Origin of the sequence: Bacteroides propionicigenes (assembly GCF_018390535.1) — a bacterium.
Lineage (GTDB): Bacteria > Bacteroidota > Bacteroidia > Bacteroidales > Bacteroidaceae > Bacteroides > Bacteroides propionicigenes.
In genome coordinates this window covers 1-26,436 of the sequence record NZ_JAHBBW010000008.1, presented here as the reverse complement: position 1 = coordinate 26,436, position 26,436 = coordinate 1, and the positions used below count along the sequence as shown (strand labels likewise).

Annotated in this window: 18 protein-coding genes, 1 tRNA gene and 1 rRNA gene; 2 read left to right on the top strand and 18 right to left on the bottom strand. The window is 47.2% G+C overall.

What is annotated here, in order from left to right; translation table 11 throughout:
* Window positions 1-68: 68 nt before the first annotated feature.
* The 6 genes from tamL to KG118_RS10840 all read right to left on the bottom strand — a co-directional run bounded on the left by tamL (window position 69) and on the right by KG118_RS10840 (window position 12,916).
* Window positions 69-2,414 (bottom strand): translocation and assembly module lipoprotein TamL, encoded by a 2,346-nt coding sequence (gene tamL, locus KG118_RS10865; protein ID WP_117713001.1) that lies wholly within the window; start codon window positions 2,412-2,414, stop codon window positions 69-71.
* 29 nt (window positions 2,415-2,443) lie between these two features.
* Complete coding sequence (locus tag KG118_RS10860; protein ID WP_117712951.1) at window positions 2,444-6,997, bottom strand: translocation/assembly module TamB domain-containing protein; 4,554 nt, start codon at window positions 6,995-6,997, stop codon at window positions 2,444-2,446.
* 105 nt (window positions 6,998-7,102) lie between these two features.
* Window positions 7,103-9,403, bottom strand: a complete 2,301-nt coding sequence (locus KG118_RS10855; RefSeq protein ID WP_117713000.1) for an ATP-binding protein — start codon at window positions 9,401-9,403, stop codon at window positions 7,103-7,105.
* A 2-nt stretch (window positions 9,404-9,405) separates the two neighbouring features.
* Window positions 9,406-10,758, bottom strand: coding sequence for an MATE family efflux transporter (locus KG118_RS10850; RefSeq protein ID WP_117712950.1), 1,353 nt, complete (start codon window positions 10,756-10,758; stop codon window positions 9,406-9,408).
* Between the two features lie 76 nt (window positions 10,759-10,834).
* Window positions 10,835-12,070 (bottom strand): M16 family metallopeptidase, encoded by a 1,236-nt coding sequence (locus tag KG118_RS10845; RefSeq protein ID WP_117712949.1) that lies wholly within the window; start codon window positions 12,068-12,070, stop codon window positions 10,835-10,837.
* A 6-nt stretch (window positions 12,071-12,076) separates the two neighbouring features.
* A complete protein-coding gene (locus tag KG118_RS10840; protein ID WP_117712948.1) occupies window positions 12,077-12,916 on the bottom strand; it encodes a peptidylprolyl isomerase in 840 nt (279 codons plus the stop codon).
* A gap of 92 nt (window positions 12,917-13,008) precedes the next feature.
* Between KG118_RS10840 and KG118_RS10835 the strand changes: the two genes are divergently transcribed.
* Entirely contained in the window at window positions 13,009-14,430 is a 1,422-nt protein-coding gene (locus KG118_RS10835) for a sigma-54-dependent transcriptional regulator (RefSeq protein ID WP_117712947.1), read from the top strand.
* A gap of 438 nt (window positions 14,431-14,868) precedes the next feature.
* Here KG118_RS10835 and KG118_RS10830 read toward each other — a convergent pair whose 3' ends face one another.
* The 4 genes from KG118_RS10830 to KG118_RS10815 are packed head-to-tail and all read right to left on the bottom strand — an operon-like array spanning window position 14,869 to window position 19,480.
* A complete protein-coding gene (locus KG118_RS10830; protein ID WP_117712945.1) occupies window positions 14,869-17,406 on the bottom strand; it encodes a prolyl oligopeptidase family serine peptidase in 2,538 nt (845 codons plus the stop codon).
* A 22-nt stretch (window positions 17,407-17,428) separates the two neighbouring features.
* A complete protein-coding gene (locus tag KG118_RS10825; RefSeq protein WP_117712944.1) occupies window positions 17,429-18,100 on the bottom strand; it encodes an RluA family pseudouridine synthase in 672 nt (223 codons plus the stop codon).
* 19 nt (window positions 18,101-18,119) lie between these two features.
* The gene (gene fabG, locus KG118_RS10820; protein WP_117712943.1) at window positions 18,120-18,866 is read right to left on the bottom strand and encodes a 3-oxoacyl-[acyl-carrier-protein] reductase; all 747 of its coding nucleotides are present in this window, start codon (window positions 18,864-18,866) and stop codon (window positions 18,120-18,122) included.
* 29 nt (window positions 18,867-18,895) lie between these two features.
* On the bottom strand, window positions 18,896-19,480 hold the full coding sequence (locus tag KG118_RS10815) for a TetR/AcrR family transcriptional regulator (protein WP_117712942.1): 585 nt from the start codon (window positions 19,478-19,480) through the stop codon (window positions 18,896-18,898).
* Between the two features lie 232 nt (window positions 19,481-19,712).
* On the opposite strand from KG118_RS10815, the gene KG118_RS10810 reads away from it, so the two are divergent.
* Window positions 19,713-19,785 (top strand) — tRNA-Met (locus KG118_RS10810).
* Window positions 19,786-20,046: 261 nt separating this feature from the next.
* Here KG118_RS10810 and KG118_RS10805 read toward each other — a convergent pair.
* From KG118_RS10805 to rrf, 8 genes are all read right to left on the bottom strand, one after another.
* Window positions 20,047-21,492, bottom strand: a complete 1,446-nt coding sequence (locus KG118_RS10805) for a tetratricopeptide repeat protein (RefSeq protein WP_117712941.1) — start codon at window positions 21,490-21,492, stop codon at window positions 20,047-20,049.
* A 5-nt stretch (window positions 21,493-21,497) separates the two neighbouring features.
* Complete coding sequence (locus tag KG118_RS10800; RefSeq protein WP_117712940.1) at window positions 21,498-22,448, bottom strand: PstS family phosphate ABC transporter substrate-binding protein; 951 nt, start codon at window positions 22,446-22,448, stop codon at window positions 21,498-21,500.
* Between the two features lie 10 nt (window positions 22,449-22,458).
* Complete coding sequence (locus KG118_RS10795) at window positions 22,459-23,274, bottom strand: energy transducer TonB (protein WP_117712939.1); 816 nt, start codon at window positions 23,272-23,274, stop codon at window positions 22,459-22,461.
* 22 nt (window positions 23,275-23,296) lie between these two features.
* Window positions 23,297-23,950 (bottom strand): ExbD/TolR family protein, encoded by a 654-nt coding sequence (locus KG118_RS10790; protein ID WP_117712938.1) that lies wholly within the window; start codon window positions 23,948-23,950, stop codon window positions 23,297-23,299.
* 11 nt (window positions 23,951-23,961) lie between these two features.
* Complete coding sequence (locus KG118_RS10785; protein ID WP_117712937.1) at window positions 23,962-24,567, bottom strand: ExbD/TolR family protein; 606 nt, start codon at window positions 24,565-24,567, stop codon at window positions 23,962-23,964.
* Window positions 24,568-24,620: 53 nt separating this feature from the next.
* Window positions 24,621-25,433 (bottom strand): MotA/TolQ/ExbB proton channel family protein, encoded by an 813-nt coding sequence (locus tag KG118_RS10780; protein ID WP_117712936.1) that lies wholly within the window; start codon window positions 25,431-25,433, stop codon window positions 24,621-24,623.
* 202 nt (window positions 25,434-25,635) lie between these two features.
* Window positions 25,636-26,082 carry a hypothetical protein gene (locus KG118_RS10775; protein ID WP_117712999.1) on the bottom strand — a complete coding sequence of 149 codons (447 nt, stop codon included), beginning with the start codon at window positions 26,080-26,082 and terminating at the stop codon, window positions 25,636-25,638.
* Between the two features lie 254 nt (window positions 26,083-26,336).
* Window positions 26,337-26,436, bottom strand: a 5S ribosomal RNA gene (rrf, locus tag KG118_RS10770); the annotation flags it as partial.

The window sequence follows — 26,436 nt, the reverse complement described above, 5'->3', positions numbered from 1 at the left end:
ATCGTAACTATCAACAATATCAACTCACAACAAAGCAGACCTGCAATCAACAGGTCTGCTTTTTTTAATCAGAACGGATAGCCAATAGCGAAATGCAAGGCAAGGCTATCCTTGAACTTAGGAATATTGTAATATCCCGATTTACCGGTTTCATACGGGTCGTGCAAACCGACTCCGCAATCCAGACGGAAAACGAGAAAATCCATATCATAACGTATACCTGCCCCCGTGCCCAAAGCCACCTGTTTGGCAAAATTCTTCAAGGTGAATTCACCGCCGGGACGTGAATCGTCCTTACGCATCAACCACACATTACCTGCATCCAAGAACACCGCTCCATGCAAGTCTCCGATGATACGAAAACGGTACTCTACATTGGCCTCCATACGTATGTCGCCCACATGATTGATGAAAGAATACTTGCTTTCCTTATCCGGAGCATAACCGCCCGGACCTATACTGCGGGCGGAAAATGCACGTATGCTATTAGCGCCGCCGATATAGAATTGCTCTGTATAAGGAGCCGACAACGCATTTCCATACGACCATATCACCCCGCCGGCAATACGTGAAGCAATCATCTGGTTCTTATCAATCTTATAATGATAACGAAATTCACTGTTCACCTTTAAGAACTGTGCAAAGGGCACACCCAACAGTTTTTTATCTTTTTCGCTGAACGGTTTTCCGAATATGCGATAGATACACGAAGTAACATTACCTGCCGAACCTACCGTTGTCTGCCACCAAATAGGATTTCGCACTTGGCTTATGGACGCATTATCGTAAGTATAGGTATATTCCATGGCAGGAATAAACTGGTCGCGCAAGCTGACATAAAGCGCCGGGTTATCTGCCTGCAATTGCTTGAAGGCCTCTGTGGGATTACGAAGCACGTTGAATGTCAACTTAAACGGTGTGAAGCTATGCTTGCTCGTGCGTTTGGGTTGGAAATCATAGGTGGCGCTTCCCCCGAATGCCAGAAGTTTATAATACTTGGCACGATTCAGCTGGTCGATATACAGTTTAAAAGTTGTCATGGCCGGAAAGTCATACTCTCTGTCACCAAAACGAGGAAAGACTACACGCGGAAACATAAGCGAAGTTGACAGACCTATTTCGTAGCTGTTCATTAACGAAGACCTATCCTTTCCGGTCTGCCACTCGTATGAACCATCCAACTTGACATTCCAAGACTCACCACCCCCGAAGACGTTATTCTTCGTTACAGTAAACGAGGCTCCCGGACCTGTCTGATTATTACTTTTCATCTTCACGTTGAAGTCCAATTCAGCATCATAAGGTTTGTCCAAGGCTGCATGTATATTTACATCAAGCGTATCACATACAAAGGTTGTATCACGCGGCGTATATCTCATTTCGAGATAGCGGAAGATACCCACATTGTTCAAGCGTTCTTGAATACGGGTCTGGCGATACAAACTATACATATTCTGCATGGAGCGCCGCTTCGAAATGCCCGTACTGTCCTGTACCTGGCGTTTTTGCCGATAAGCATGATAGTTCAGCCAGCGGTAAAGCATATTGGGGCGTACCCGCAATTTGTCATGATAGTAAATATGCAGACCTTTATAATCTATGCTATCATTAGGCATCTGCCCTTGTTTGCCATAAAGATAAAAAGATTTCTTTCCCACAAAAAACGGTTTCTCCGCCACAGCAGGCATGCCGGCAACGGGCACCATACGCATCGCCACATGACCTCCCGGCACTTGGGTCGTATCTGCCTGATACGTCAAATATTCAGGACTGAAATAATAACACCCCACATTACGCAACAGGGTACTGATACGTGTACGTTCCCCATCGAGGTCGAGCACATTGAACTGCTCTCCCGGACTAATCAGTGAACGACGACGGCTCATATTCATAATACGCAATGTACGTTCACTGAAACCATGATAGAAAACCGTATCTATATAATAGGGATTACGCATATCCACCGTATACTGTACTTTCGCTTTCAGAGAGTCTTTCGGGTCAACAAAAGTACGGTAACTGACCTTACCATTAAAATAGCCATAGTCACGCAACAGGTTGGCAGCCGCCTTCTGACGAATATCAGGATTGACAGCGGACATCAATACCGGCGTAGCTGCAAAGGTATTGAATACCCATTTGCCTAAACCTTTCTCGTATTTCACAAATCCGTTATATATCCACAGTCCTAAAGGGAACGGATAACGTATTCCAAATATAGAGTTGTTAGGAGCTTTATCCAAAGCGGCATTCACTTCTTCCAAAGCAATTTCTCCAACCGGAGTGGACTTATAATTCTCTACAATCGTCTTCTTCTGTCCCACATACAGCACTTCACCTTCGGGCAGATGTTTAGTAGTGGAACAGGCTGCCAAAAGGATTACACCTATTATATATAGTATCAGTCGTTTCATATCGTTCATTACTTTTCAGATTAATGCCGTCATCTCTTCTCTTCGGTCTCCATCGGTTTCTTCTTTTTCCTGAAAAGGAAAAGCTCACTCAAGCGATCCATTTTACGGCGAAGCACCATACCTACACCGGTTTCGGTAATCTCGCCATCGAGTACGCTTTCATAGTTTTTATTATGGAAGACACGGACATAACGAGTGCCGGATTTGTCCAACCTGTATTCCAAAGACACATTGTCTATAAACGATTCCGCATCATTAGTGGCATTAGCTCCCGTAGACACCTTACCGCCAATAACAATCTGTACTCTATCATTGAAGAGACGCTGCGAGTAACGGAAACTGATGTCTTTCTGCGTATCGCCTGTTTCCGCAGCCGTACGGTCTTCAATCCCCATTGAGAAGCTGGCATTGACGCTTTGCAGGGCGGAACCTGCCAATGAATTAATTTGACTTTGCAACACACTGTTCAAAGCGCTGCCCATCGTCAGTCCGGCACCTTTGGCACCACTGTTCAGATAGACGCCCGTAGCCATCATGGCAATCGCTTGTTTACTCCGTTCTTCAGCACCCATTGCCTGCAACTCATTTTCGATGGTGGCATCATCAGGCGCCGAGATGTCAAATACCAATTCCGGAGCTGTCATCTTGTTCTTTATGGAGATAGAGACATCAAAGTTCACCATACGTGTACCGCCGTCGTCACCGTCAGCCACCGAAGCACGCAAGCGTTCCGTTGCCTTCAAGTTCAGTGTAGGATTCATCGGATCGCCCCGCCAATCCACATAACTGCCACTATTTATCTGAAAATCTTTCAGAGGTATAACAGGCAAGGAGTATTTCAAGATACCGCCTGAGAGAGTATAACGTCCGGTAAGGTTCAAGTCGCCCTGAGGGGTGTATTGCAGATTCAGGTTACCACCGCCTTCCAATTCAACAAACTTGCTGCGGTCGGTACTGAGGTCGGCACGCAAACGCACCGCATCATCAATATGTACGGTCATTATCATATCCATACCGCCCAAAGACATGACCGGGGCTTCATCCGTATTCACCGAAGTTGTATCGGCAAAGGAAGTGAAAGTAACCAGCCCGTCCAAGCGGTCTTCCACAGCCAGCGGCGAATCTGTCCACACATAAGTGGCATTTGTATTTCCCAACAGATTCATATTACCACGCATAGTCAGAGCATCCAAAGGTCCCCGCACCGTAGCATTCAAGTCAACAAAAACTTTACCATAAATCATGCTTTCGCGAGTACGCGGCGCATCCAGTAGAGTATAGTTTTCTGCCTTCAGCTTCAAGTCCGCCGTAGGACGTTCCAAATTACGGAAGTCAACCTTTCCGTCAATCGTAAAAGGATTCTTACTGGTGGTATAGATAGCAAACTTATCAAATATCAGTTGGTTATCCTTAATCTGCACCGGACGTTCATCAAACCAGTAACGAGCTCCTGCCTGACGTGCATATACCGACACACTGTCCAGCGTAATATCTCCGTGCATCTTGGGTTTATCCAATGGCCCGTAGATGTACATTCCGCCGTCAAGGTCACCGGTAAAGGAGACCATCTGATCCGGAACAAAAGCATTGGCTATCTTCATCGGGAAATGTTCAAAAGTGGTAGTTACTTCCAATGTATCCCTACCATTTTTTTGCGTCAGTATACCGTCGGCAGTCAGCACTTCCTGATTATCATAACTGAAATATGTATTTAAATAATGTGTAGCCCCTTTGTCACCCGGCAACCATGTAGCACCCATGCCAATGTCTCCCACGTGCTGACGTTCGTATGTCAATTCATCAATATTGGCTTCGGCAGATACCTGCAAGGAGGTAGCCGTCTGTATATACTGAGCTTCTGCGGAGAACAGACCGGTCAACCGCGGCATATAAGGAAGAACCTCACTCAACTCACCCAACTGGAAACGGCTTAATTCCACATTCATATTCTGCAATGAGATGCTGTCGTTCTTATCCGACTGCATACGGAAGGACAAACCATTGTCACTGTCCATATCAATATTGGCATAGACGCGCATATTCTTATGCAGGTAAACCCAGTTGCTTTTATCCACAAAATGGAATTTACGATACGCAATAATCGGTTCGGCAGGCGTAAGATTGAGCAATACCCCGTTGCCCTTGCCATGTCCCTCTGTCAATGGGCGGGCATTAATACCAAACAAGACTCCGGTCTGCCCCTCGCCGTCCACATAGTTCACTGTCAGTTCGGCATCTTCACTACGAACCTCACCGGTAAGCGTACTACGGAATACGAACTGTGGATTCTTCGGTCCATTAATCACACCGCTTTGCAACACCATGCGTGAGGTATCCTGCCGAACTGCAAAGAAGACTGTGTCCAGTTGCAACGAATCCACCTTCAACCCATGTACAGCTGTCCGTCCGTTGATGCCCCGCGTCGGAGTAAACCCGAAACGAAGAGTAAAATCATGGAACGCCACGTCCTTTGTTTTTAAGAAATAACTGACCGGATTAGACTGTCCCGCCGTCAACTGCATACCGGCTGACGGCAGCACCCGCCTCAAAGCCGCATGATCCAATTTCCTTTCGTCTATCTGCTTCATAAGAATGGCAACAAACTCATCCGATTGTTCCAACAGTTCTTTCAAAGTACTGCGGGCCCGGAACTGCAGATTCATATCACCGGCGTCCATTCTTAACTTAATGGAGTCATGGCGTGCCTCCGCACCTAAATTAAACGCAAACGGATGCTCTAAAGGTTCGGATGCTACTCCCAGTTTATGCAAGTCCAATTCTTCCACATTCACGGTCAGCTTACCGTCCATATATTTACGGTCAAGGCGCATATCCGCCTCAGACTGCATTTTCAATAAAGTATTATCACTCGTCAGGTGCACGGAGGCTACCGATGACTTTAAGCCTGCATTCAAATCCACACCCGATATATTCCAGCGGGCATATTGCAGTTCGGCCAGTTTGGCTTCTACACGAGCTATTGTTTTATGGGAAGCAATATCCACTCCTTGCCCTTTGGCGGAGACTTGAGCCGTAAGTGTATAAATAGAATCTTTGGGCAAGAAATGATGGAGTTGCAAAGCATCTATCGCAAGGTCGGCATGATAGGCCTCGGTGGCCAAGTTGTAGGCAGCATCCAAATTCAAGCTGCCTTCACCTTCCTTTACTTTCAGAATGGCATTGCATTGTGGTCCGTCAAGCCCGAGACGCGCCATGAGATTCATGCTGTCGGGTACAACGATAGACCCGTCGGGTGTTACTCCGGTAAGTCCGGTAAGGAAATTGAGGTCCTGCGTCTGCATTTCAAAGTCGAGTTCTCCGCTACGCTTCAAACTATCTGTAAGATTCCACAATTCACCGCCGCCACTTAAATAGAAAGCGCCCGGCAGTTCGGCTGTGAAACGGGAAATCTGCATTTGCTTCAGATTTCCTTCCGTACCGGCATGAATTACCAACGGACGGAAAGGATAAGCATCCTTAAAGGTTTCGGGCAATCCTCCGGCAAAGAGCAGCACATCCTGCTTGCCGATATTGGCATTAAAGCGGGCGGACAAATGTCCAGTGGTAGGTATATCTACGAGTTTCCAATAGGTTTGCGCCGTCAGATCCATGTTGCTGTGCGGGGTCTTGAGTTGCAGATAAGGCACACGGATAACGGTTGAATCGGCAAACAGACGGCCGGTCAGAGAAGTCACACTCAGTCCGGAACGGTCATACATGGAGAATTCACGAATAATGGCGTTCATATCACGACCGCAAGCCATTACCGAATCAATGCCGATGCGAATATCACGCAAAGCAATATGTGAAGCGTCAAAACCTTCTATAGGAGCAGCTGTACCCGAATCATAATTCACAGTAGTACCCGTAAGGGCAAACTTCCTCCAACCATAGCGCTGACGTTTAAAGTCGGCATTCGCATCTTCAATGCTTGCATCACCGATATTGGCAGCCAAAGCCATAGAATCGAGCGGCATCTGCAAATCTACCGAAACATTTTTCAGTTTCAAATCATGCAGGGCTATCTTCCAGTTTACGACGGTTTCAGTAGTATCTTTCGGGGCTTCGGTAGTGTCCGCAAGCATTACTTGCATATGGGTATTACTCAGCTCCACACTATTCAATACGGCATTTTCTCTCTTCAGGTCAATGCCATGACTCTCAAGGAAGAACCGTCCAAGCGTTCCCTTTATATGCATACCCTCCAGCAGATTGGAAGAATTTACGGCAACCTCTTGCAAGGTTATATTATCCACCTCTACCTTGCCCTGCAATAAAGGCCATGCCTGCACACTTATGTTCAAACTTCCAAGATTCAGCAAAGTATCGGGATGTTGAACATCAGCGGCGGCGTTCTCCAACTGCACCACCTGTACGCCACGTACAAGCAAGTTCAAAGGGAAGCGAAGATCAATTCGTTCTACGGAAATATTCATGCCCGTAGCGTCCGATGCTATTGCGATAGCTTGCTTCCGTATAAAATTCTGTACGGGAGGCACGTAAAGCAATATCATCACTATTACAAATAGGATAATAGGAGTGAGCAGCACCCAAAGTGCCCCCTTTAACCATTTTCTTCTCATTGGAACGTTAAGCTGTCATCTATTAAAAGTTGTACAAAGTAAACAATTAATTTTGAGATAAAGTTCCTAAAGAGTAAAAATACTGCGCTATACCGGTGTTTATGGCTACTTATCCGAATCTGTATGGGTCTGTAAGCGGATAATATCCTCAATGAAAGCAAGCGACCGGAGTGCCCGTTGCTTTTGTTCCGCAGTAAAGGAGACGCCTCGCAGACCTTCCAATACTTTAAGTTCCTCTACCAGCTCCGCAGCCCCAATCAACGTAAAAAGAGGAATCATTTTATGTGAAACGGCAGCCACCTCGTCCATATCAGCTGCATCTACCGCCTTCTGTAAGCGTTCAGCATTAAGGCGGCTTTCGGAAACAAAGCTCTCAAGAATGGAATGTGCAGCTTCAGGGTCATCGCCAGAGAAAGCGGTAAGCGCCGAGAAGTTATACGGATGATTTGGAGATGAAGCCTCAGCAGTGCCTCCCGCCACTTCTTTCCCTTGCCGGGCAGCTTCTTGCCCGAAGCCTTCCGTATTCAATTCGCGGAAGAGTTCCGCCATCGTAAACGGTTTGTGCAGGCAACCGGCAAAGCCATATGCCTTGAACTCCTCCGGCTTCATATCGCTACGTGCCGTAACGGCTATCACAGGGATAGTTTGTGCCTGAGGAAGATTCGATGCACGCAACAGTTTCAGCAAGTCGAAGCCGTTTATGGCCGGCATCTGCACATCCGTGAGCAACACATCAAAGGTATCGGAGCGCAAAGCATCCAGCAATTCATCCAGTTGCATACACGACACCGAAACGATACCGCTATGTTGGAGCATGGCTGCAGTAAGTGTAAGTTGAATACTATCGTCGTCTATGAGCAGTACCCGAAGCGAGGGTTGTGGAGATGCGGATATTTCCTGCGCTTTCTCACCTGCACCTTCCGATACGCGTACAGGAAACAAAGGCACACGTAGCGTGAACGTACTTCCTTTGCCCGGCACACTATCCACATCAATCGTCCCCTCCAGCAATTGTACGAGCATACGCACAATGGATAGCCCAAGTCCGAATCCCTCTTTGCCCTGCGCACCGGGCAGACGGGTAAACTCTTGAAATATCCGCTCCTTGTCGGCAGGTTCCATACCTTTGCCCGTATCGGCGATGGCAACGACCAGCCGACGATTTTCGTAGCGTGCCGTCAACATTATACTGCCCTCGTCCGTAAACTTCACAGCATTGGAAAGCAGGTTATTGATAATCTGGCGAAGCCGGAGCGGGTCGCTAATATATGTGCTCTCCAGTTCGGGAGCAATATCGCAATGCAGTTCCAGTCCTTTGGCAGAGGTCAACGGCTTAAAACTGACATGAATCTCCTCCAACAAACGGGCAGGGTGGAAAGTAACCCGGTTTATCTCGGCTTTATGAAGATCGAGCCGATGAAAATCAAGCAAATCAACCACCAGTTTCAGCAGGTGCTCCGAAGAGGTTTTCATATTGTCCAAGTAGAAACGTTGCCTTTCGTCCACCGTCAGACGGGAGAGCAAGTCGGCATAGCCCATGATGGAGCCGAGCGGCGCCTTAAAGTCATGGGTAATGGCAAGCATCATCTTCTCCCGCGTAGCCAGCAAGTCTTCGGCACGACGGCGGGCCTCTTCCAATTCGCGACGATAGCGGTTGCTGCGCGTGATATCGCGTCCTATTATTATCAGGAAAAAGACAGAAAGCAACACTGCCCCCACTGCAATGCCGCTGATTATCTTAACGGAGTGGCGGCGCACGGATTGCTGATATTCCGCTTCTTCACGGGCACGTTGTAAGGTTTCCTGTTCATAACCTTTCAACAGGCTGTCTATACGTGCAGTCAGCATCTTGTCCATACGCTGCAAAGTACGCCTGCGGCGTTGTACAACCGCACTGCTTTCTTTCTTCTGCTGCGCCACGGCGCGTAGTTTTTCCTGAAGGGAATCCACCGGATTATAGATATCAATCACCGTATCCGTGGCATATTCAAGGGAAGTCTTCACTTGGATGGCGGTATCTTTTTTGGGCGGCACAAACACCTCTCCCAAGCGGCGGAAGAAGCCTTTTTTCTTGGGTTTGGTGACCACAGTGTCACGATGCGTTATAATGCGGTGTTGCACGCGTCGGTTGGTAACCACCGAATCTTGCTGGGTAGCGATGATGTTCTCTATCTCGCGGGTGGACACCATACTATCGTTCGTCTCGCTCAACACACGCAGCATATAAATCGTATTTTCATCCTTCTCCCGGAGCAGGGTGATGAGACTGTCCGTCCAGTGCACATCCTGATTATCGGAAAGCATAAGATTCTCCATCTCCCGATGCACAAAGAACAGGGAAAAGAACAACACTCCCAACAACAGAGTGTAGCCGACAGCTATCTTTACTTTCGATACGCTATTCATCATTAAAAAGATTCCACCTTCTTTCCCGTTTTATAGCGGAAGCGCAACCACAGCATCAATCCGGCACTGGTCAGTCCGAACGGGAAAGCCATCCAGACGCCGACCAATCCCCAGCCCAGTACAAAACCGCAAAAATATCCTACGGGCAAAGATATAATAAAATAAGAAATAAACGCAATAATCATCATCGGCTTTACATCCGATATGCCTCGCAGTGCATTGGCAAAGTTGATTTGTAATCCGTCACCAAACTGATAAATCAAGAAAGGGAAGAATAAAGACGCTACCAACGCCGAAGCCTCGGCACTGTCCGTAAACCAACCGCCCACTTGTCCGCGCATCACAAAAACAATACTCATCAGAACTATCTCCATAGCCATTATCAGGTGGAAGCCAGCATAGGTGGAACGGCGTACGTTCTCCATGTCGCCCTGCCCCTTGAAGTTGCTGACACGTACCGCTACCGCTGCGCCCATACCGTAGTACATCATAAAAGTGAATTGCGAAATAGTCAGCATAATCTGATGGGACGCCAAAGCGATAGTTCCCAGCCACCCCACCATGATAGCGCTAAGGCTGAAAGAAGCCGTCTCCATTCCCATCTGCAACCCGACGGGCCAGCCCAGCGCATTGAGTTGCCTGAACACCGGAAGCGACCACCCCATACGGGAGAACCCGACCCGGTAACGGATGAAACGGCGGCCGCGAAGCACTATCAGCGCAAAGACCACAACCATCATAATACGTGAGAATAGCGTACTGATACCCGCCCCCAACAGTCCCAACTCGGGAAAGCCCAACTTACCGTTGATAAGAATATAGTTGCCTATGATGTTCAGGCCATTCCCGCCCAGCAGTATCCACATGGCGGTCTTGGTATCTGTTATGCCATCCGTAAATTGCTTGAAGCCGTTGAACAGCATAACGAAAACCAACGAAGCAAGCAATACCAGATAATAAGGTTTTATCAATGGCAGCAACTCCTCGGGCTGCCCCAGACGTTCCACGTTGAAGTAGACCACCGTCATGATGAGAGTAAGGAGCAACGCCACCAGTACATTCGCCACCAGACTGCAACGCAATGCCTGCCCCGCTTCGGCAAACCGACGATTGCCGTAAAGACTGCCCACAATAGGTGTCAGTCCGTAGCTGAAACCGGTACTGAAAATGATGCAAAGCGTAAATACATTGTTTACAAAAGAAGCCGCACCCAGTTCCTCCGTACTGTGATGCCCAATCATCAGGGTATCTGCAAAACCGAGAATAATTACACCCACCTGCCCGATAACAATGGGAAGCCCCAAAAATATCAACGCTTTATAATGCTGTTTATAGCCGGCTATTAAATTCATCATCTTACTGTCTAAAATTTATTTCAAAGGGAAAAACTAACAGTTTTAAAGGCATAAGGGAATGTAGGAAACTTTTGTTTCATTTATCACTCTTATAATATAATACCACGGTATTGTTTTCGCAGAAGCTACGCTGCGCCACAGTATACAGCTGCTCCGTCGTAACAGAACGATAACGCTCTACTTCGAGGTCAATATCTTCCGCCTTTCCCGTCAGTTCAAACCAAGCAAGGTTTGTGGCTACATTCAGGTAATTGATATTGCCGAATATCTGGGTGGATTCAAACTTATTCTTGACCTTCTCCAACTCCTGCTCACCTACCGGAGACTGCCGCAATTCTTCCAATTCCTTGCGGACAGCCGCTTCCGCCTGTTCCAATGACACACCTGCCGCAGGTTTACCGCTGATTTGCAGCAACCCCGCATCACGCGTGCCGCTGATGTATGCGTCAATACCGGAGAAAATGTTCTGTTCTTGCACCAAACGACGGTTTAAGCGACTGGAACGCCCGTTACTGAGAATATCGGACAATATATCGAATGCATAATAATCGGCACTCTCACGACTGCACATATGATAACCCATGAACAAGGCATCCAGCGGCACATTTCTTTCTACCGTCAGCCTGCGTTCCTGCGTCTGCTCCGGCTCTTGCGGCAATCGCCTCACCGGAACGTCTCTCCGCGGAATGGCAGCAAACCACTTCTCGGTAAGCCTAACAGTTTCATCCCATGAAATGTTTCCCGTCACAGCCAACACGGCATTGTTCGGAGCATAGAAGCGATAGAAGAAACTCTTTACTTCGTCCAGTGTAGCCTGCTCTATGTGCGAAAGTTCCTTGCCGATAGTGGGCCAACGGTACGGATGTACCCGGAATGCCAGCGGACGGAGCAAATGTCCCACATCACCGTACGGCTGGTTGAGACAGCGCTGTTTAAACTCTTCCATTACCACACCGCGCTGCACTTCGAGGCTTTGCTCGCTGAAAGCCAGCTCCAACATCCTGTCGGACTCCAGCCAAAAGGCTGTCTCCACATTCGGTTTCGGAACAGTAAGGTAGTAATTGGTTATATCATTATTTGTCCAAGCATTGTTTTCTCCCCCCGCCAGTTGCAAGGGCGTATCATAATCGGGAATATGCGCCGAACCGCCGAACATCAGATGCTCAAACAAATGGGCAAAACCGGTATGTTCGGGATGCTCGTCGCGCGCACCGACATCATAAACTATGTTCAACGCCACCATTTGCGTACTGGTATCTTCGTGATGTACCAGCCGCAGGCCGTTGGAGAAGCAATGCTTATTTATCTTCATTCTTTATTAATCAATCACAGTCACCTTTTTAATCTTCACATCCTCTTCCGGACGGTCACTGCGGTCTGTCTTCACTTGTTGAATCTTATCTACGATATCCATGCCCTCAACCACTTCGCCGAATACGGTATATTCGCCGTCCAGATGCGGCGTGCCGCCAACAGTAGTATAAGCCTTCACCTGCTCCGGCGTGAAACGGAATTCCGGTTCGTTGGCTACCTGAGCCTCAGCCTGCGCGATGAGTGTATCTTGCAGATTCATCAATCCCTCCTGATCTCCGTCCTTACGCATCTTGTAGATTTCCTTCATATGCTTCTGCGCCAAAGCATTGAAAGCATTGTTCAGGCGTGCCTGGTTCATCTGATGTTCCATGCCGAGAAGCGTGGAGTCGTTATACACCTTTCCGGTCACGATGTAGAACTGACAGCCGGATGACTCCTTCTTCGGGTTCACATTATCTCCCTGACGGGCAGCCGACAGCGCACCTTTCTTATGGAAGTATTTAGGATAGACAAACTCCGCAGGAACAGTGTATCCCACATCACCGGCTCCCAGCATCTTGCCTTTCGGAGCATTCTTCGATTCGGGGTCTCCCGCTTGTATCATGAAGTCCTTGATGACGCGGTGAAACAGAGTACCCTCATAAGTACCGTCCTCGGCCAGCTTGATAAAGTTATCGCGATGCTTCGGCGTCTCGTTATACAATTTCACGATGATGTCACCCGCACTTGTTTCAATCTTCAACTTCGTTTCTTTTTCCATATTTCCGTCTTTCTTTTGTCCTGGTTTGCAGGCCGTCAGACCGCAAGCCAGTATAGTTAATAATACAATGAGATTTCTTTTCATCTGTCTTTTTGTTTAATTTAAGTCTGCAAATATACTAAAATCGAACAAAACGATTTACCTTTGCATCATAAAAGAGATAAAAAGCAGAAGGGATGAAATCCATATTAATCGTAGAAGATGACATCACTTACGGTATGATGTTGAAAACATGGCTTGGCAAGAAAGGTTTCCAAGTCAGTTCGGCCAGCAGCATATCCCGAGCCCAAAAGCATATTGAAAACGAAACAGTAGACTTGATACTGTCCGACTTGCGCCTGCCCGACCGTGACGGCATAGACTTGCTGAAATGGCTGGGAGAACATTCCTTGCATATACCTCTTATCATCATGACGGGCTATGCCGATATACAATCCGCCGTACAAGCTATGAAACTGGGTGCGTGCGACTACATCGCAAAGCCCGTAAATCCCGATGAGCTATTGAAGAAAATGGATGAAGCCCTGAAACTCTCATCCGCTGTCTCAAAACAGACCATGCGTTCACCCCAAACAGATGATACGTTTGCCTCAAACAGACCGTCTGTTTCACCCAAACAGACCATGTATTCCGAGAGCAACAACAATCTCTGCCTGAAAGGTGCAGAAGGCGCTTCATCCGACTATCTGGAAGGCGAAAGCGATGCTGCCAAACAACTTTATAACTATGTAAATCTGGTTTCTCCCACCAATATGTCCGTCCTCATCAACGGAGCCAGCGGAACAGGCAAGGAGTACGTGGCACAACGCATCCATCAGCTGAGCCGACGCTCAGAACAGCCGTTCATAGCCATTGATTGCGGAGCTATTCCCAAAGAACTTGCCGCTTCCGAATTCTTCGGTCATGTAAAAGGTTCTTTTACCGGTGCGCTGACCGACAAAACCGGTGCATTCGTAGCTGCCAACGGCGGTACTATCTTCTTGGATGAAATAGGAAACCTCAGCTATGAGGTACAGATACAATTGCTTCGCGCCCTGCAAGAACGTAAAATACGTCCTATCGGCTCTAACAAGGAGATACAGGTAGATGTGCGCTTAGTATCCGCCACCAATGAGAATCTGGAACAGGCCATCGAGAAAGGTACATTCCGCGAAGACCTCTACCACCGCATCAATGAATTCACCCTGCGTATGCCGCAGCTGAAAGACCGCCGCGAGGACATCCTTCTCTTTGCCAACTTCTTCCTTGACCAAGCCAACCGTGAACTGGACAAGCATCTCATCGGCTTTGACGAGAAAGCGTCCAAAGCCTTATTGGAATACCAGTGGCCGGGCAATCTGCGCCAGATGAAGAATATCGTCCGCCGAGCCACCCTCTTAGCTCAAGACAGGTTCATTACCCTGAACGAACTTAGCGAACTGCAAAATCAGGTTACTCCGTCTGCCGGTATGCCGCTCCGCAACGAAGAAGCCGAAAAGCAACAAATCATCGAAGCCTTGAAACAGACAGGTTACAACAAAAGCCGCGCCGCACAACTACTCGGCATAGACCGGAAAACACTCTACAACAAACTTAAACTATACGGAATAGAACTGTGATTGTGGAAAAACTCTACACTCCATTCCACACTTTCCACACATTTCCACACATTTCTACGATGTGCCATCCCGCCGCCGCAACATTAGCATGCTAATTATCAGTTCCTTATCACTCACTTGCTAATTTTGGCACATCATTTGAAGTATAGTTTATGTGGACATCAAGTCCACAGTAGTATTAAAGCAAAATCTACCTAAACTAAGACTGAACCAAATATAAACCTATTAAAGCAATTGAAAAACAAAAAGATTAGTATTAGTAGCAGCCCTGTTTATGTTTGTTTGTGACGGATAGTTCTTGGTCTGAGCACAGTTGCAAATGGCCAAGAGCATCCAAAACACAACTTGAAGTGGCCGAATAATAGTAAGCGCACTAACAACAAAAAAGCCGTTTCCTCCTTGTCTATTCCGGGAAACGGCTTTTTTGTTATCTTTCATTTACCAATGTCTTTCCGGGTAAAGGTCATTCCACCATGCCGGACTGTCCTGCAACCAACGTGCAAACCATGCCATGATAGAGTTGTGCCATAGCTCGCGCTTGGGATAATCACTGATGAAATGGTTCTCGCCATCCACCGTTATAAACTCCACCGGCTTGCCCAATATCTTCAACGCATTGTACAACTGGATGCTTTCGCCTACAGGCACATTCGTATCGACCGTACCGTGCAGCAACAGCAGCGGAGTCTTGATTTTATCCGCATTGAACAATGCCCCGTGTTTTGTAAACAGGTCGGGATTATTCCACGGATAGCTCCCGGCAGCGGCAACGGAGTTATAGGAATAGCCCCAATAGCCCTCGCCCCAATAACTGGTCACGTTGCTGATGCCTGCATGCGAAACGGCAGCGGCAAACAAGTCCGTCTTTGTCTGCAAGTACATCGTCATGAAGCCGCCATAAGATGCTCCGATGCAACCGATACGCTTGTCGTCGACAAACGGATGAGCAGCGCAAAATTTCTTCGTTCCCTCGATAATTTCATCAGCGGTACGTTCTCCCCATGCGTTGACATGGCGGGCGGAGAATTCCTGACCGTAACCGATAGCTCCGCTGGGCTGGACAACATAAACCACATAATCGCGTGATGCGAACAGCTGCGCACAATAAGGGGAAGTAATGCCGCGTGTGGTAGGTGTAGTCCCGCCATAGTAATAAACGATAAGCGGATATTTCTTATTCGGGTCGAAAGACGGCGGCAGGCATATCATGCCTTTTATCTCCGTACCGTCTTCCGCCATAAAGTTCCATTCCTTCATGGCGCCCATATCTATTTTATCCAAAACGGGCTTCATCGGGTTGGCAAGCAAGACAGACGTTTTCTTCTTCACATCGTACGTATAGGCAACTCCCACACTGGTATTTCCACCACCGACATAGGCGGCAACCGTAGGATTGTGTTCCGCCAAATCGAAGGAAGAAATCACATCTTCCTGAAGCGGCAGCATTTCAAAGCTGCCCGTCTTCGGAACATAGCGGTAGATATGTCTGCAATCTTCGTCCGTTGTATTGAAGTAAATACAACCGTCGACACGGTTCCACTGCAAGAAGTCAACGGCGGGATTAAAATCGCGTGTGATAGGACTGCCCTTTTTCGTGGCTTTGTCCACAATGAATGCCTGGGTATCAAAATCATTGGCGACAGGATGCCCGCCGCAATTCTTCCCTATTCCGTCAAAAGCCATCGGACTGCCTATTACCAAAAGCTGTCCACCGTCGGGAGAGTAAGCCGCTCTGTTGACATAGGGATCCCATGCCACCAGCGTATCCACCTGCAACGTAGCCAAATCGACCTCGAAGATGGAAGTGAGGGAGAAAGGACACTGAGTGATATTCGATTTAGAGGTGGAGCACAAGAGTTTCTTGCCGTCAGAAGATATGTCATTCAGATAGACGGCATGGCTGCCATAAGTGAGTCGTTCGGAGAGGCCTGTTGCCGGGTCGTACTTAACAAGATAGTTACGGGAACGCGCATCGGGAATACGGTCGTCGGGATGCAGCAGCCGTTTCAAAGGACCGCTGACCGCTTCTCCCTTATCATCGGGAGAGTAGATAAGATAGTCTTCTGCGGGCGACCATGCAAAATATCCTTCGGGAACATCCTTCAGCAGCACTTCCTCGCGCATGGTAACCGGGTCGAACACCACCAAATCATTCCGTTGCCTGCCGGTTGCAGTATAATAGAGCTTATTACTACGGGGCATCCAGCGCATTTTCTCATCGGCAGCGGGCAGTATCACCCTGCCTGTCTTCAGTTCAGTCAGCTCACAACGTGTCCTTGAACGTTTCAACGAATAGTTATCCGCATAGCAGGTAAGCAGATACTTGCCGTTCGGAGAGAGACTGACCGAACGCACGCGGCTTCCGAAAGCCGTATTGTGCAGTGCGAAACGTCTTTTCAAATCGGGTGCAATCCGATAGCCGACATCGGCAAACTCCTTATCTTTCTCAAACTCGCACTTCAATGCGGGAACGGCCTTATCAGCAGCCGCTGACAACAATTTAACGACTATCTCATAATCCGCTTCCGGCTCCAGACGCAAACTGAGTACCGAAGGGGCAACCTGCGACAAGCTATCTTCCGCAGTCGTTTTGGATTGCTTGGAAACGCCATTCACAAACACCTCGAAACGCGCGGGAGAGTAAATACTCAGCTTTCCTTTCATAAAGCGTTCCGCACGCAGGTTGGTGGCAAACAGATAGAACAGATTATCCTTATCCGCTTTCTCCACCCGTACATAGCCTGCGGTATCTGCCGCTATGCGTTCGTAAGGACGTCCGTCGAAGTCAAGGCTGATGTCGGTCTTCAGCAGGTTATCGGTCGTGAATTTCTCTCCTGTAAAGTTGATGCTGTCCCCCTGAATAGGAGTACGCACCGCAACGGCAGGACGTACATTGTATTCGGTCACTTTATCCTGCGCCCGGACTGCAAACGCTGCAAGCAGGGACAGTCCCGAAAGAATCAGAATCTTTTTCATTGAATTTGTTATTAACAGATTATCAAATCATTTCAAAGCCATTCCACAGATTGCCGGCAGGAACAGGGGCTTCCACCTCTATCAGTTCCTTGGACACCGGATGTACAAAGCGCACAAAGCGCGCATGCAGGCAGATGCTTCCGTCGGGGTTGGAACGGGGAGAGCCGTATTTCAAATCTCCCTTAATGGGACACCCCATCTTTGCCAACTGGCAACGTATCTGGTGATGACGCCCCGTTTTCAGGTCTATCTCCAGTAAACAGTAGTTCTGTGACTTGGCTATGAGCCGATAATGCAAAATCGCTTTCTTGCTGTTCGGCACTTCCTTATCGTAGGCATAACTCTTGTTTTGCTTCTCATTACGTACCAAATAGTTCACCAGCTCGCCTTCCGGCTCCCGAGGCTGGTTCTTCACCACTGCCCAATAGGTTTTCTTCACCTCGCTGTTCTTGAACATCTCGTTCAGACGGGTAAGCGCCTTACTGGTTTTGGCAAAAACAACAAGACCGCTTACGGGGCGGTCCAGACGGTGCGTGACACCGATAAAGACATTGCCGGGCTTTTGGTATTTCTCCTTGAGATACAGCTTTACGGTCTCCGAAAGCGGCGTATCGCCCGTTTTGTCTCCCTGAACTATCTCGGAAGCGGTCTTGTTTACTATAATGATATGATTGTCCTCGTATACGACAGTCATTTATTCAGTAATTTGGATGTTACATATTCATACCACCGTCTACCTGAATCACCTGTCCTGATACATAAGAAGACATATCAGAAGCCAGGAAGGTAGCAATGTTGGCAACGTCTTCGGGTGTACCGCCGCGACGCAAAGGTATCTTCTTGCACCATTCGGCCTTTACTTCTTCGGACAGGGCATCTGTCATGGCCGTCATGATGAAGCCCGGAGCGATGGCGTTGGCACGGATGCCGCGAGAACCCAGTTCTTGTGCGATGGACTTCGCCAATGCAATCATACCGGCCTTGGAAGCAGAGTAGTTGGCCTGGCCTGCATTGCCGTGAACACCTACTACGGAAGCCATATTGATAATGCTTCCGGCTTTCTGGCGCATCATAATCGGAGTACAAGCGTGAATGAAGTTGAAAGCTGATTTCAGGTTCACGTTGATAACCATATCCCATTGTTGTTCGGTCATACGCATCATCAAACCGTCGCGGGTGATACCTGCGTTGTTTACCAGAATATCAATGCGACCGAAGTCTGCATGGATAGCCTCTACCACCTTGGCGGTATCTTCAAAGCTTGCCGCATTGGAAGCATATGCTTTGGCTTTTACGCCCAACGCTTCGATTTCCTTCGCCGTAGCTTCAGCATTTTCGTCAATCACCAAGTCGGTGAATGCTATATTAGCTCCTTCTTGAGCGAACTTTAATGCGATAGCCTTACCAATGCCGCGAGCGGCTCCGGTTACAATGGCTGTTTTTCCGTCTAATAATCCCATACTGTTTTTAAATTATTGATTAAATGTTTTTATGTTCTATGCAGTGCGCCAAACACAAGGTTGACAACATATTTGTCGCGGGTCTCATCATCCAGCTTTGCGCCGATATGGCCGCGGATATAGGGCACTTCAATCCCTTTTACACAATAATGCACCAGTTCGGCGGTCATGTCGATATCGTCTATTCTGAACACGCCTTTCTCCACTCCTTCGCGCAATACCTCCTTAAACAGCAGTATCTCCTTGGCATCAAAACGCTTTCGCACCTTTTCTACCCGCCAAATGTCACGAAAGAAATTAGCCCGAAGCGTACCGTTGCGGAATACCACCTCTTTCACTGCGTCCAGACGTGTGTATATCATCTCAATCATCTTCTCGTCCGGCGATATGTCTTTCTCCGCCACACGCTTCATCATGTCCGAAAGCATATCCAACTCCGATTCGACAACAGCCATATAAATATCTTCCTTGCTCTTAAAATAGGTATAAAGCGTTCTCCTACCTTTTTTAGAAGCGAGGGCAATATCATTCATCGTGGTATTCTCAACACCCATTTTAGCAAACAACTGACGGGCTACATCCACTAATTTAGCTTTTGTCTTCGATACGGCCATAGACTAATTGCACATTGCTTAATAATTTGTGCAAAAGTAAGACATTTCCGCATATATCACAAACAAAAGCGCATTTTATTAACAATCAAGCTGAATGGCGGATGGAAGATGTTCTCATTTTATCAGACTATTTATCAGCCGATTATGTATATTAGTACATTTTTTATGAAAAATAATTCGGCTTTTATTTGCACATTCAAATAAAAGCCGTACCTTTGCACCCACAAAACATCGCGGAGTGGAGCAGTTGGTAGCTCGTTGGGCTCATAACCCAAAGGTCGTCTGTTCGAGTCAGGCCTCCGCAACTAAAAGAAGATCGCTAATTCAGCGGTCTTTTTTCTTTTTATTCCCTTTTCAGACAAGAAAGCGAGGCAAGAATATTCTCTATTTTGATATACATGATAATCCGTTTTGACGTATATCAAAATGAGTTATGATATACATCAAAACAGGTCTTTGCAGGCTGAATACTTCTTGCACAAGTAGTGATAGGTTGATAAAAAGAATGAGAGGAGCTAAGAATCACTCTCCACTCCTCCCGACACGACAAACAACTAAAATTATTGCTATTTGATGCCGTCCAACGCCTTTTTAGCTGTGACATTGGTGGGGTCGATAGCCAGAATTTTATTCCAATACTCTTTTGAAGCCGGATAATCGCTCTTCAGCAGATAGTAGTACCCCAGATAACTGTAACACTCAATCAATGCAGAGTTATACCTCGGCTCGTTCTTTGCCAGTAACATTTCCGCCACCTTCTCATAATAAGGTTTTGCCAGTCCCTCGGTAGTCTCCGGGTCCATGGCGGAATGGGTACGGGCACGCCACATATCACCCAAGTAGCTGTCGGGAGCTTGTCGGGCAACCAGCGCAAACACAGAGTCGGCAGCCTGCAATGCCGCTACACGGTCGGCAGGCCGAACGGAGAGCGTATCCGAAGATGTACCCTGACCGTAATAGAGACGTCCAAGCTGGAATAGTGCTTCGGGCGTCTTTTTGTCTTGACTTAAAGCATCATAATACTTTTGATAGGAGGCGATGGCCTGTGCATAGTCATTCTCCAATTCGTACGCATCGGATATCTCGCGCCAGACATCAATCTGGCTACTATCCTGTTCGAGCGCTTTGCCATACGCTGCAATGGCTTGGTCGTACTTCTCCAAGGCACTCAGCAGGACTCCGTAGTAGCGGTAGTCCAAATACGAATAGTCGGCATTGTCCGAAGCGTTAAAGAAGGCATTGGCAGCTTGCTCCGCTTCATCGTAGCGTTTCAGGTCGGTGTAGTTGTACATGGCCAGACGGTTGAATACCGCATGACGTCCGTTCTTCTGCAAACCTTTCTGAACCACTTGCAGTGATTTCTCAAAATCATGGTTCAGGAACAGGGCAAAAGCATACTTCAATATATCATCTTCCGTAGCAACGGGAGTGTCTATGAACTTGGCATAGGTTTCTGCCGCCTTGCCGAAACGGTTGGTGGCGTAATACACCCCGGCAAGTTCTTTATCGGCTTCCGGATAGTCCGGAGCCAGTGCTTTCAGCTGTTGCAGCTTGTCGATAGCTTGTGAGGGGCTTGCCGTTTTATAGGCCCGTGCATACTTCAGATAGGCTTCCCTGCAATCGGGATTAAAGTAGATAGCCTGTTCGTAAAGTTGGCAGGCACGCCCTACATCCTTTCCTGCAAGCGCAATGTCTCCTTCCAGTACGGACACGCTTGCATCCTTATTGTCTGCCTTTTGGGCTAATTTCAGATAGTTTTCCGCTTCTGCCCGCTTACCGGCATCCAGATAGGCGCGGGCTACGGAGACAATCAGTGATACATTTTTCTTGTTTTTCCCTTTCAACAACTCTCCGGCTGTTTCGGATGCTTGTTCGGGATTTGTCTTTATCAGGCTTTTTACTTCATCTACCCCTGCCTGCCATTCGGGCACAGGCGTTTGTGCGGCAAGCGTACCGGAAAACAGCAACGCTCCCATACAGAATAATAATTTACGTTTCATGTCAGCATTCATTTTAGTTATTCATCTTTGACGTTTACCACACGCACCGGTTGGGTGGCGGGTACTAATCCCGACTTCAATATAATCCGCTGTCCCCGGTCGGAAGCGAGGAAGGAAGCAAAACCCCACGGGAGTGCACTCCGCGGATCATTCAATAGAACATAGATGCTGCGTGCCAGCGGATAATCGCCGTAGAACAGATATGCCTGATAAGGCTTGTAGCTGTCGGACGGCGTAGCCTTGCCGGCAGCGCTGACAGACATCACCCGAACTTCCTTACTGAAAGAAAGCCCCGTACTGTCGTTGCGGTCGCTCAGCCAGTTCACCCCGATTACGCCCATTGCATCCAGCGTACGTGCTACATAGTCTATGACTTCCTTATTCGTTTTCAGTGCCTTCACTTGACTTGAAAGCGGTGCTCCTCGGGCTATGGAGTCCACAGCAAAACGTACAGTACTGGAATTCTTGTTATCGAATACCAAGTGAATATCTCCCAAACGGGATGAGGGATAAATATCTTTCCACTGCCCGGCATCCCCGGTAAGAATACGGCGGAAGTCCTTCACGCTAATCAATGTATCCGGATTATTCCGATTGGTGATTAATGCCAGTCCGTCCGTGGCAATCTTTATCTCTTGCGGGAAGAACTTGCGGCTGTTGAAGGAATTCATCTCTTCCGGAGTCAGCCTGCGGCTGGTTATAGCCAACCGCAAACTGTCCTTGAGCAAAAGGTTGACGGCTTCCACTTCCGTCACGTAACGGGGCACAATTCCCGCCAAAGGAAACAAACCCTCGAACACATCTATCTCTTCCTGCACAATCGGCCGGAAACTTTCGTCGGCGGCAATTGCTATGACGCCGGAAGTATAGGTATCCGTCAGTCCGTCCTTGGACTTTTGCCGACAGGCAGAAGCCAGAACCAGCATTACTATCAAACCTGAAAGCTGAAGTTGTTTCACCGTTTTCATAACACACAATTTACTGCAACCTAAAGACAATAGGAACTGTATATTTCACAGACACCGCCTTACCGTTTTGCTTACCGGGTATCCATTTGGGCATCGACATTATCACACGTATAGCTTCCTTGTCGCAATAAGGGTCAAGGGTCTTTACAACTTTGACATCCCTTACACCACCATCGCTACCTACCACAAACTGGCAGATTACCCGTCCCTGAACACCGTTTTCCTGCGCAATCGTCGGATACTTCAAATTGTTGGCAATGTATTTCATCAATTCGGTCTGACCACCGGGGAAGGTAGGCATCTGTTCCACCATATCGAAAACTTTCTCCTCTGCCACAGGAGCTTGTGTCACTACCTGTTTCAAGTCGGCAATATCCTTTCCGTTGGCTTCATCGTTGCCTTTCACGTCGGCAATGGAGATAGCGACCTTCGTCTCCGTCAGCTCGGTCTGGCTCTTGATTTCATCCTCATCCCTCACTTCTTCATCTTTCTTGATGACAGGAGCAGTGAATTTGATGGAACTCTTCAAAGCCGGCGGTGGCGGAGCAACAGGCTCTACTCGCTTCATCTCTTCCTGTTTCACTTCCGGTTCTTCCAACTGCGACAGAGTGGTAACCTCGGTCATCACCTCCTTTTGCTTCGGGGTAGCCATCTTTATCAGGGTGGGAATGCTGAAGCCTATCAGGGCTATCACTATCACCAGTATCACAGCTATATTGTGGCGGCGTGGAGAATCCTCACGCATCTTATAGGCGCCGTACGCTTTATTCTTGCCGTTGAATATAAGGTCACACCATTCCAAAGAACTTAAATCTACTTTAGCCATATTCTTCTGTTTTTAGGTGTTATTATTCGGCAATATTCTGCGACAGCTCGCCTTTGCTTTCATAGTTCTTTATCAGGAACCGGTCGGCATCGGCAATATCCGTTATCACATACTTACCTATATTACATATCTGCATTTCATCGAGGGCATCAATCAGATTCTTATACGAGGCTGCGTCGGTAGCCTTGATGATAACCGTCGGCGTATCTTTTCCGCTCTTTATCTCGGAAAGCTGCTTACGGAAATCGTCTTCTGATATTTTAAGTTCCAGTTTTTGCTGCTTCAGTTTGTTCACCTCATTTACAGCAGTCCTGTTACGTCTCAAGAGCATAGCCCGCAAACCGTCAGCCTGATAGGAAGTCTCCTTCAGTGAGGTGTAGTCTTTATAGTTGGGCTCTCCTTCGTAGTAATACAATTTATCGTCATCTCCCAGCAACAGCGTGATAGCCTGCGACGCTTTCACTTTACTTTGCTGTTCTTCGGTGATGCTCTTGTCATTGCTCGGCATACTTATCTCCATTGTCTGAGGTTTGCTCAGTGAAGTACACAGCATGAAGAAGGTAATCAGCAACATATTCATATCCACCATCGGCGTGAAGTCCACCCGGACGGTCATCTTCTTTTGTTTGCTTTTTCCACCTTTCTTATTACCGCTTTCTTGTATTTCAGCCATAATGTTTCCTTTCGTTAGTCTTCAGATGTGGTCTTCAGGGAAGTAATCAGGTTATACCGATTCTCTCTTAAGTCCTGAAGTGAGTTCATAACATTCTTGATTACGGAATAAGGAGTATCAGCATCTGCCTTGATGGCAATACGCAAATCGGAATTCGTGGCACGGGCATTTCGTACCCAAGCCTTGAACTGATTATCGATACTGTCGGTAGGTATCCCCTCATTCTTTAACACAGCGTCCTGCCGGTCTTGCGGCAAACTGAGGAATTTCTTCATGCTCTTCATCGGCACTCCGAAAGTGGATGCCAGCATAAACGTCTTTGTTTCCTCGGGAGTAAAGGTCACTCCGTATTCTTGCCCCATAGCTTCCAGCACATTGCGCAAATCGGACTGCTTGTCCAGGCTCATAAATACTTTTCCGTTCGGGTCAACCAATATTTGGAGAACGTTCGTTTCCGGTATCTTAATCTCGGAAACGGATGCCGGAGTGGTTACCTGTACCGGTTCTTTCTTCACAAACGTAGAAGTCAGCATGAAGAAAGTAAGCAACAATACGGTTACGTCACTCATGGCAGTCATGTCGATGAACGTACTTTTCTTTTTTATTTTCGCTCTACCCATAATTATCAAATTAAAAATTGAGAATTAATAATCGAGAAATCTCACATCTCAATTTATTTATGTGTAGCGGCAAAAGTCTGCACGATGGAGAAGCCAACCTCATCAAGGCTGTAAGTCAACTTATCAATCTTGTTGGTGTAATAGTTATAAGAGATAACCGCCAAAGCACCCGTCAAGATACCGAAAGCTGTATTAATCAAAGCCTCGGAAATACCTTGTGACAATGCCATAGAGTCCGCACTGCCTCCGGCAGCCAAGGCTGCAAACGAACGAATCATACCGATAACCGTACCCAGCAATCCCATCAATGTACCCAAAGTGGTGATAGTACCGATAATCGGCAAGTTCTGTTCCATCATCGGCAGCTCCAATGCGGTAGCTTCTTCCAGTTCTTTCTGGATGGCAAGCAACTTTTGGTCCTTGGCCAATTCCGTATCATTCTCCATTTCGGCATATTTCCTTAAAGTTGCGTTTACTACATTGGCTACAGAACCGCGTTGTGTATCGCAAATCTCCTGAGCCTTCCTCATATCACCTGCAGCCAGCGCAGCTTTGATATTGGCTACGAACTTCACTAAAGAACCTTTACCGAAAGCGGCGCGAATAGCAATGTAACGCTCGATGCTCAGAGCAATAACGGTAAGCAAGAGAGTTTGGATTACCGGAACAATAAATCCACCTTTATATATAGTACCCAAGAAATTTCCGGGCAACGGGTGGTTATTCGGGTCATTGTTCATGAAGTTGGAAGGATTTCCAAGAACAAAATTAAAAATAAGTACGGCAATGATAAAGCAAATTACGATTACCCAACCGGCGGACTTGATACCTTTAAAAGAGGCTGCTTTTTTTTGAGTTGTTTCCATGATTAAAAGTTTAATTGTTGGTATTAAAATTGATTTTGAAAATAAAGCGTAGGGGTATAACTTCCCTCTTACGGACCAATAGGGCGTAATTCATCCTTGCAACCTCATTCAGCACATATGCACACACAGGTCACCTGCTCTCACTTCCTTTCACAATCAAAGAAGGAAGAAAAAGGGGGAAATTAAAAAAGGAAGTTAGTGGCTAAATCAAAATCCGCCGAAGCGTATAGATGTAGTAATCACTACCCGTCACTGCATAGTACGGGTCTTTATCTGAAAAGTATTGTTTGGTCCTGCCATGTACAAGTAAGTTTTCATGGTTGGACAATATCAGGAATATATTTCTGAGGAATATGTTATCCTCTATCACTCTGCGTATGCGCTGTTGATTAGAAGAATAAATTTCCGAAACAGGCTTAATGCCCAATTCAACATCTGCTGTCCATGAATATTCGGTATCGGCAAATCTTGAATTGTCTTGCTTTAAATTTTTAGATGAAGTAGACGAACATGAAGACAAAGTTGCAGAAACCTCACAAGTTTCGGCAGACTTTATACAGACTTTGGCAAAGTCAGCAGCTTTCCCACTCATACTGCAAGTGAGTATCAGTAGCATACTAATCCAAAATGTCTTTACAGTTGTTTTCATGTCATTCAATGAGTCTACCTAATAAACATAAACCGATTGCAAAATGTTCGCTGATTAAAGTTCTTATTATACCTTCTAATATGTAGTAAAGATACAAAAAAGAATGGAATTACAGAATAAAACGGTAAGATAATTATCTGGTTTTAAGCACTTTTAATCATTGCAACAATCCTATTTCCAAAGAAATAAAGATCAAATGCAAGTTCTTAAAACGAATAAAGCCCCCGTATCATCCGATACGGAGGCTTCTTCTAAAACGGCGACTACCTACTCTCCCACTGTTACGCAGTACCATCGGCGTGACCGGGCTTAACTTCTCTGTTCGGAATGGGAAGAGGTGGAACCCCGGTGCTA

Coding starts and splice junctions, on each gene's coding strand:
- tamL (WP_117713001.1), bottom strand. CDS start 2,414: ATGAAACGACTGATACTATATATAATAGGTGTAATCCTTTTGGCAGCC.
- KG118_RS10860 (WP_117712951.1), bottom strand. CDS start 6,997: ATGAGAAGAAAATGGTTAAAGGGGGCACTTTGGGTGCTGCTCACTCCT.
- KG118_RS10855 (WP_117713000.1), bottom strand. CDS start 9,403: ATGAATAGCGTATCGAAAGTAAAGATAGCTGTCGGCTACACTCTGTTG.
- KG118_RS10850 (WP_117712950.1), bottom strand. CDS start 10,758: ATGATGAATTTAATAGCCGGCTATAAACAGCATTATAAAGCGTTGATA.
- KG118_RS10845 (WP_117712949.1), bottom strand. CDS start 12,070: ATGAAGATAAATAAGCATTGCTTCTCCAACGGCCTGCGGCTGGTACAT.
- KG118_RS10840 (WP_117712948.1), bottom strand. CDS start 12,916: ATGAAAAGAAATCTCATTGTATTATTAACTATACTGGCTTGCGGTCTG.
- KG118_RS10835 (WP_117712947.1), top strand. CDS start 13,009: ATGAAATCCATATTAATCGTAGAAGATGACATCACTTACGGTATGATG.
- KG118_RS10830 (WP_117712945.1), bottom strand. CDS start 17,406: ATGAAAAAGATTCTGATTCTTTCGGGACTGTCCCTGCTTGCAGCGTTT.
- KG118_RS10825 (WP_117712944.1), bottom strand. CDS start 18,100: ATGACTGTCGTATACGAGGACAATCATATCATTATAGTAAACAAGACC.
- fabG (WP_117712943.1), bottom strand. CDS start 18,866: ATGGGATTATTAGACGGAAAAACAGCCATTGTAACCGGAGCCGCTCGC.
- KG118_RS10815 (WP_117712942.1), bottom strand. CDS start 19,480: ATGGCCGTATCGAAGACAAAAGCTAAATTAGTGGATGTAGCCCGTCAG.
- KG118_RS10805 (WP_117712941.1), bottom strand. CDS start 21,492: ATGAATGCTGACATGAAACGTAAATTATTATTCTGTATGGGAGCGTTG.
- KG118_RS10800 (WP_117712940.1), bottom strand. CDS start 22,448: ATGAAAACGGTGAAACAACTTCAGCTTTCAGGTTTGATAGTAATGCTG.
- KG118_RS10795 (WP_117712939.1), bottom strand. CDS start 23,274: ATGGCTAAAGTAGATTTAAGTTCTTTGGAATGGTGTGACCTTATATTC.
- KG118_RS10785 (WP_117712937.1), bottom strand. CDS start 24,567: ATGGGTAGAGCGAAAATAAAAAAGAAAAGTACGTTCATCGACATGACT.
- KG118_RS10780 (WP_117712936.1), bottom strand. CDS start 25,433: ATGGAAACAACTCAAAAAAAAGCAGCCTCTTTTAAAGGTATCAAGTCC.
- KG118_RS10775 (WP_117712999.1), bottom strand. CDS start 26,082: ATGAAAACAACTGTAAAGACATTTTGGATTAGTATGCTACTGATACTC.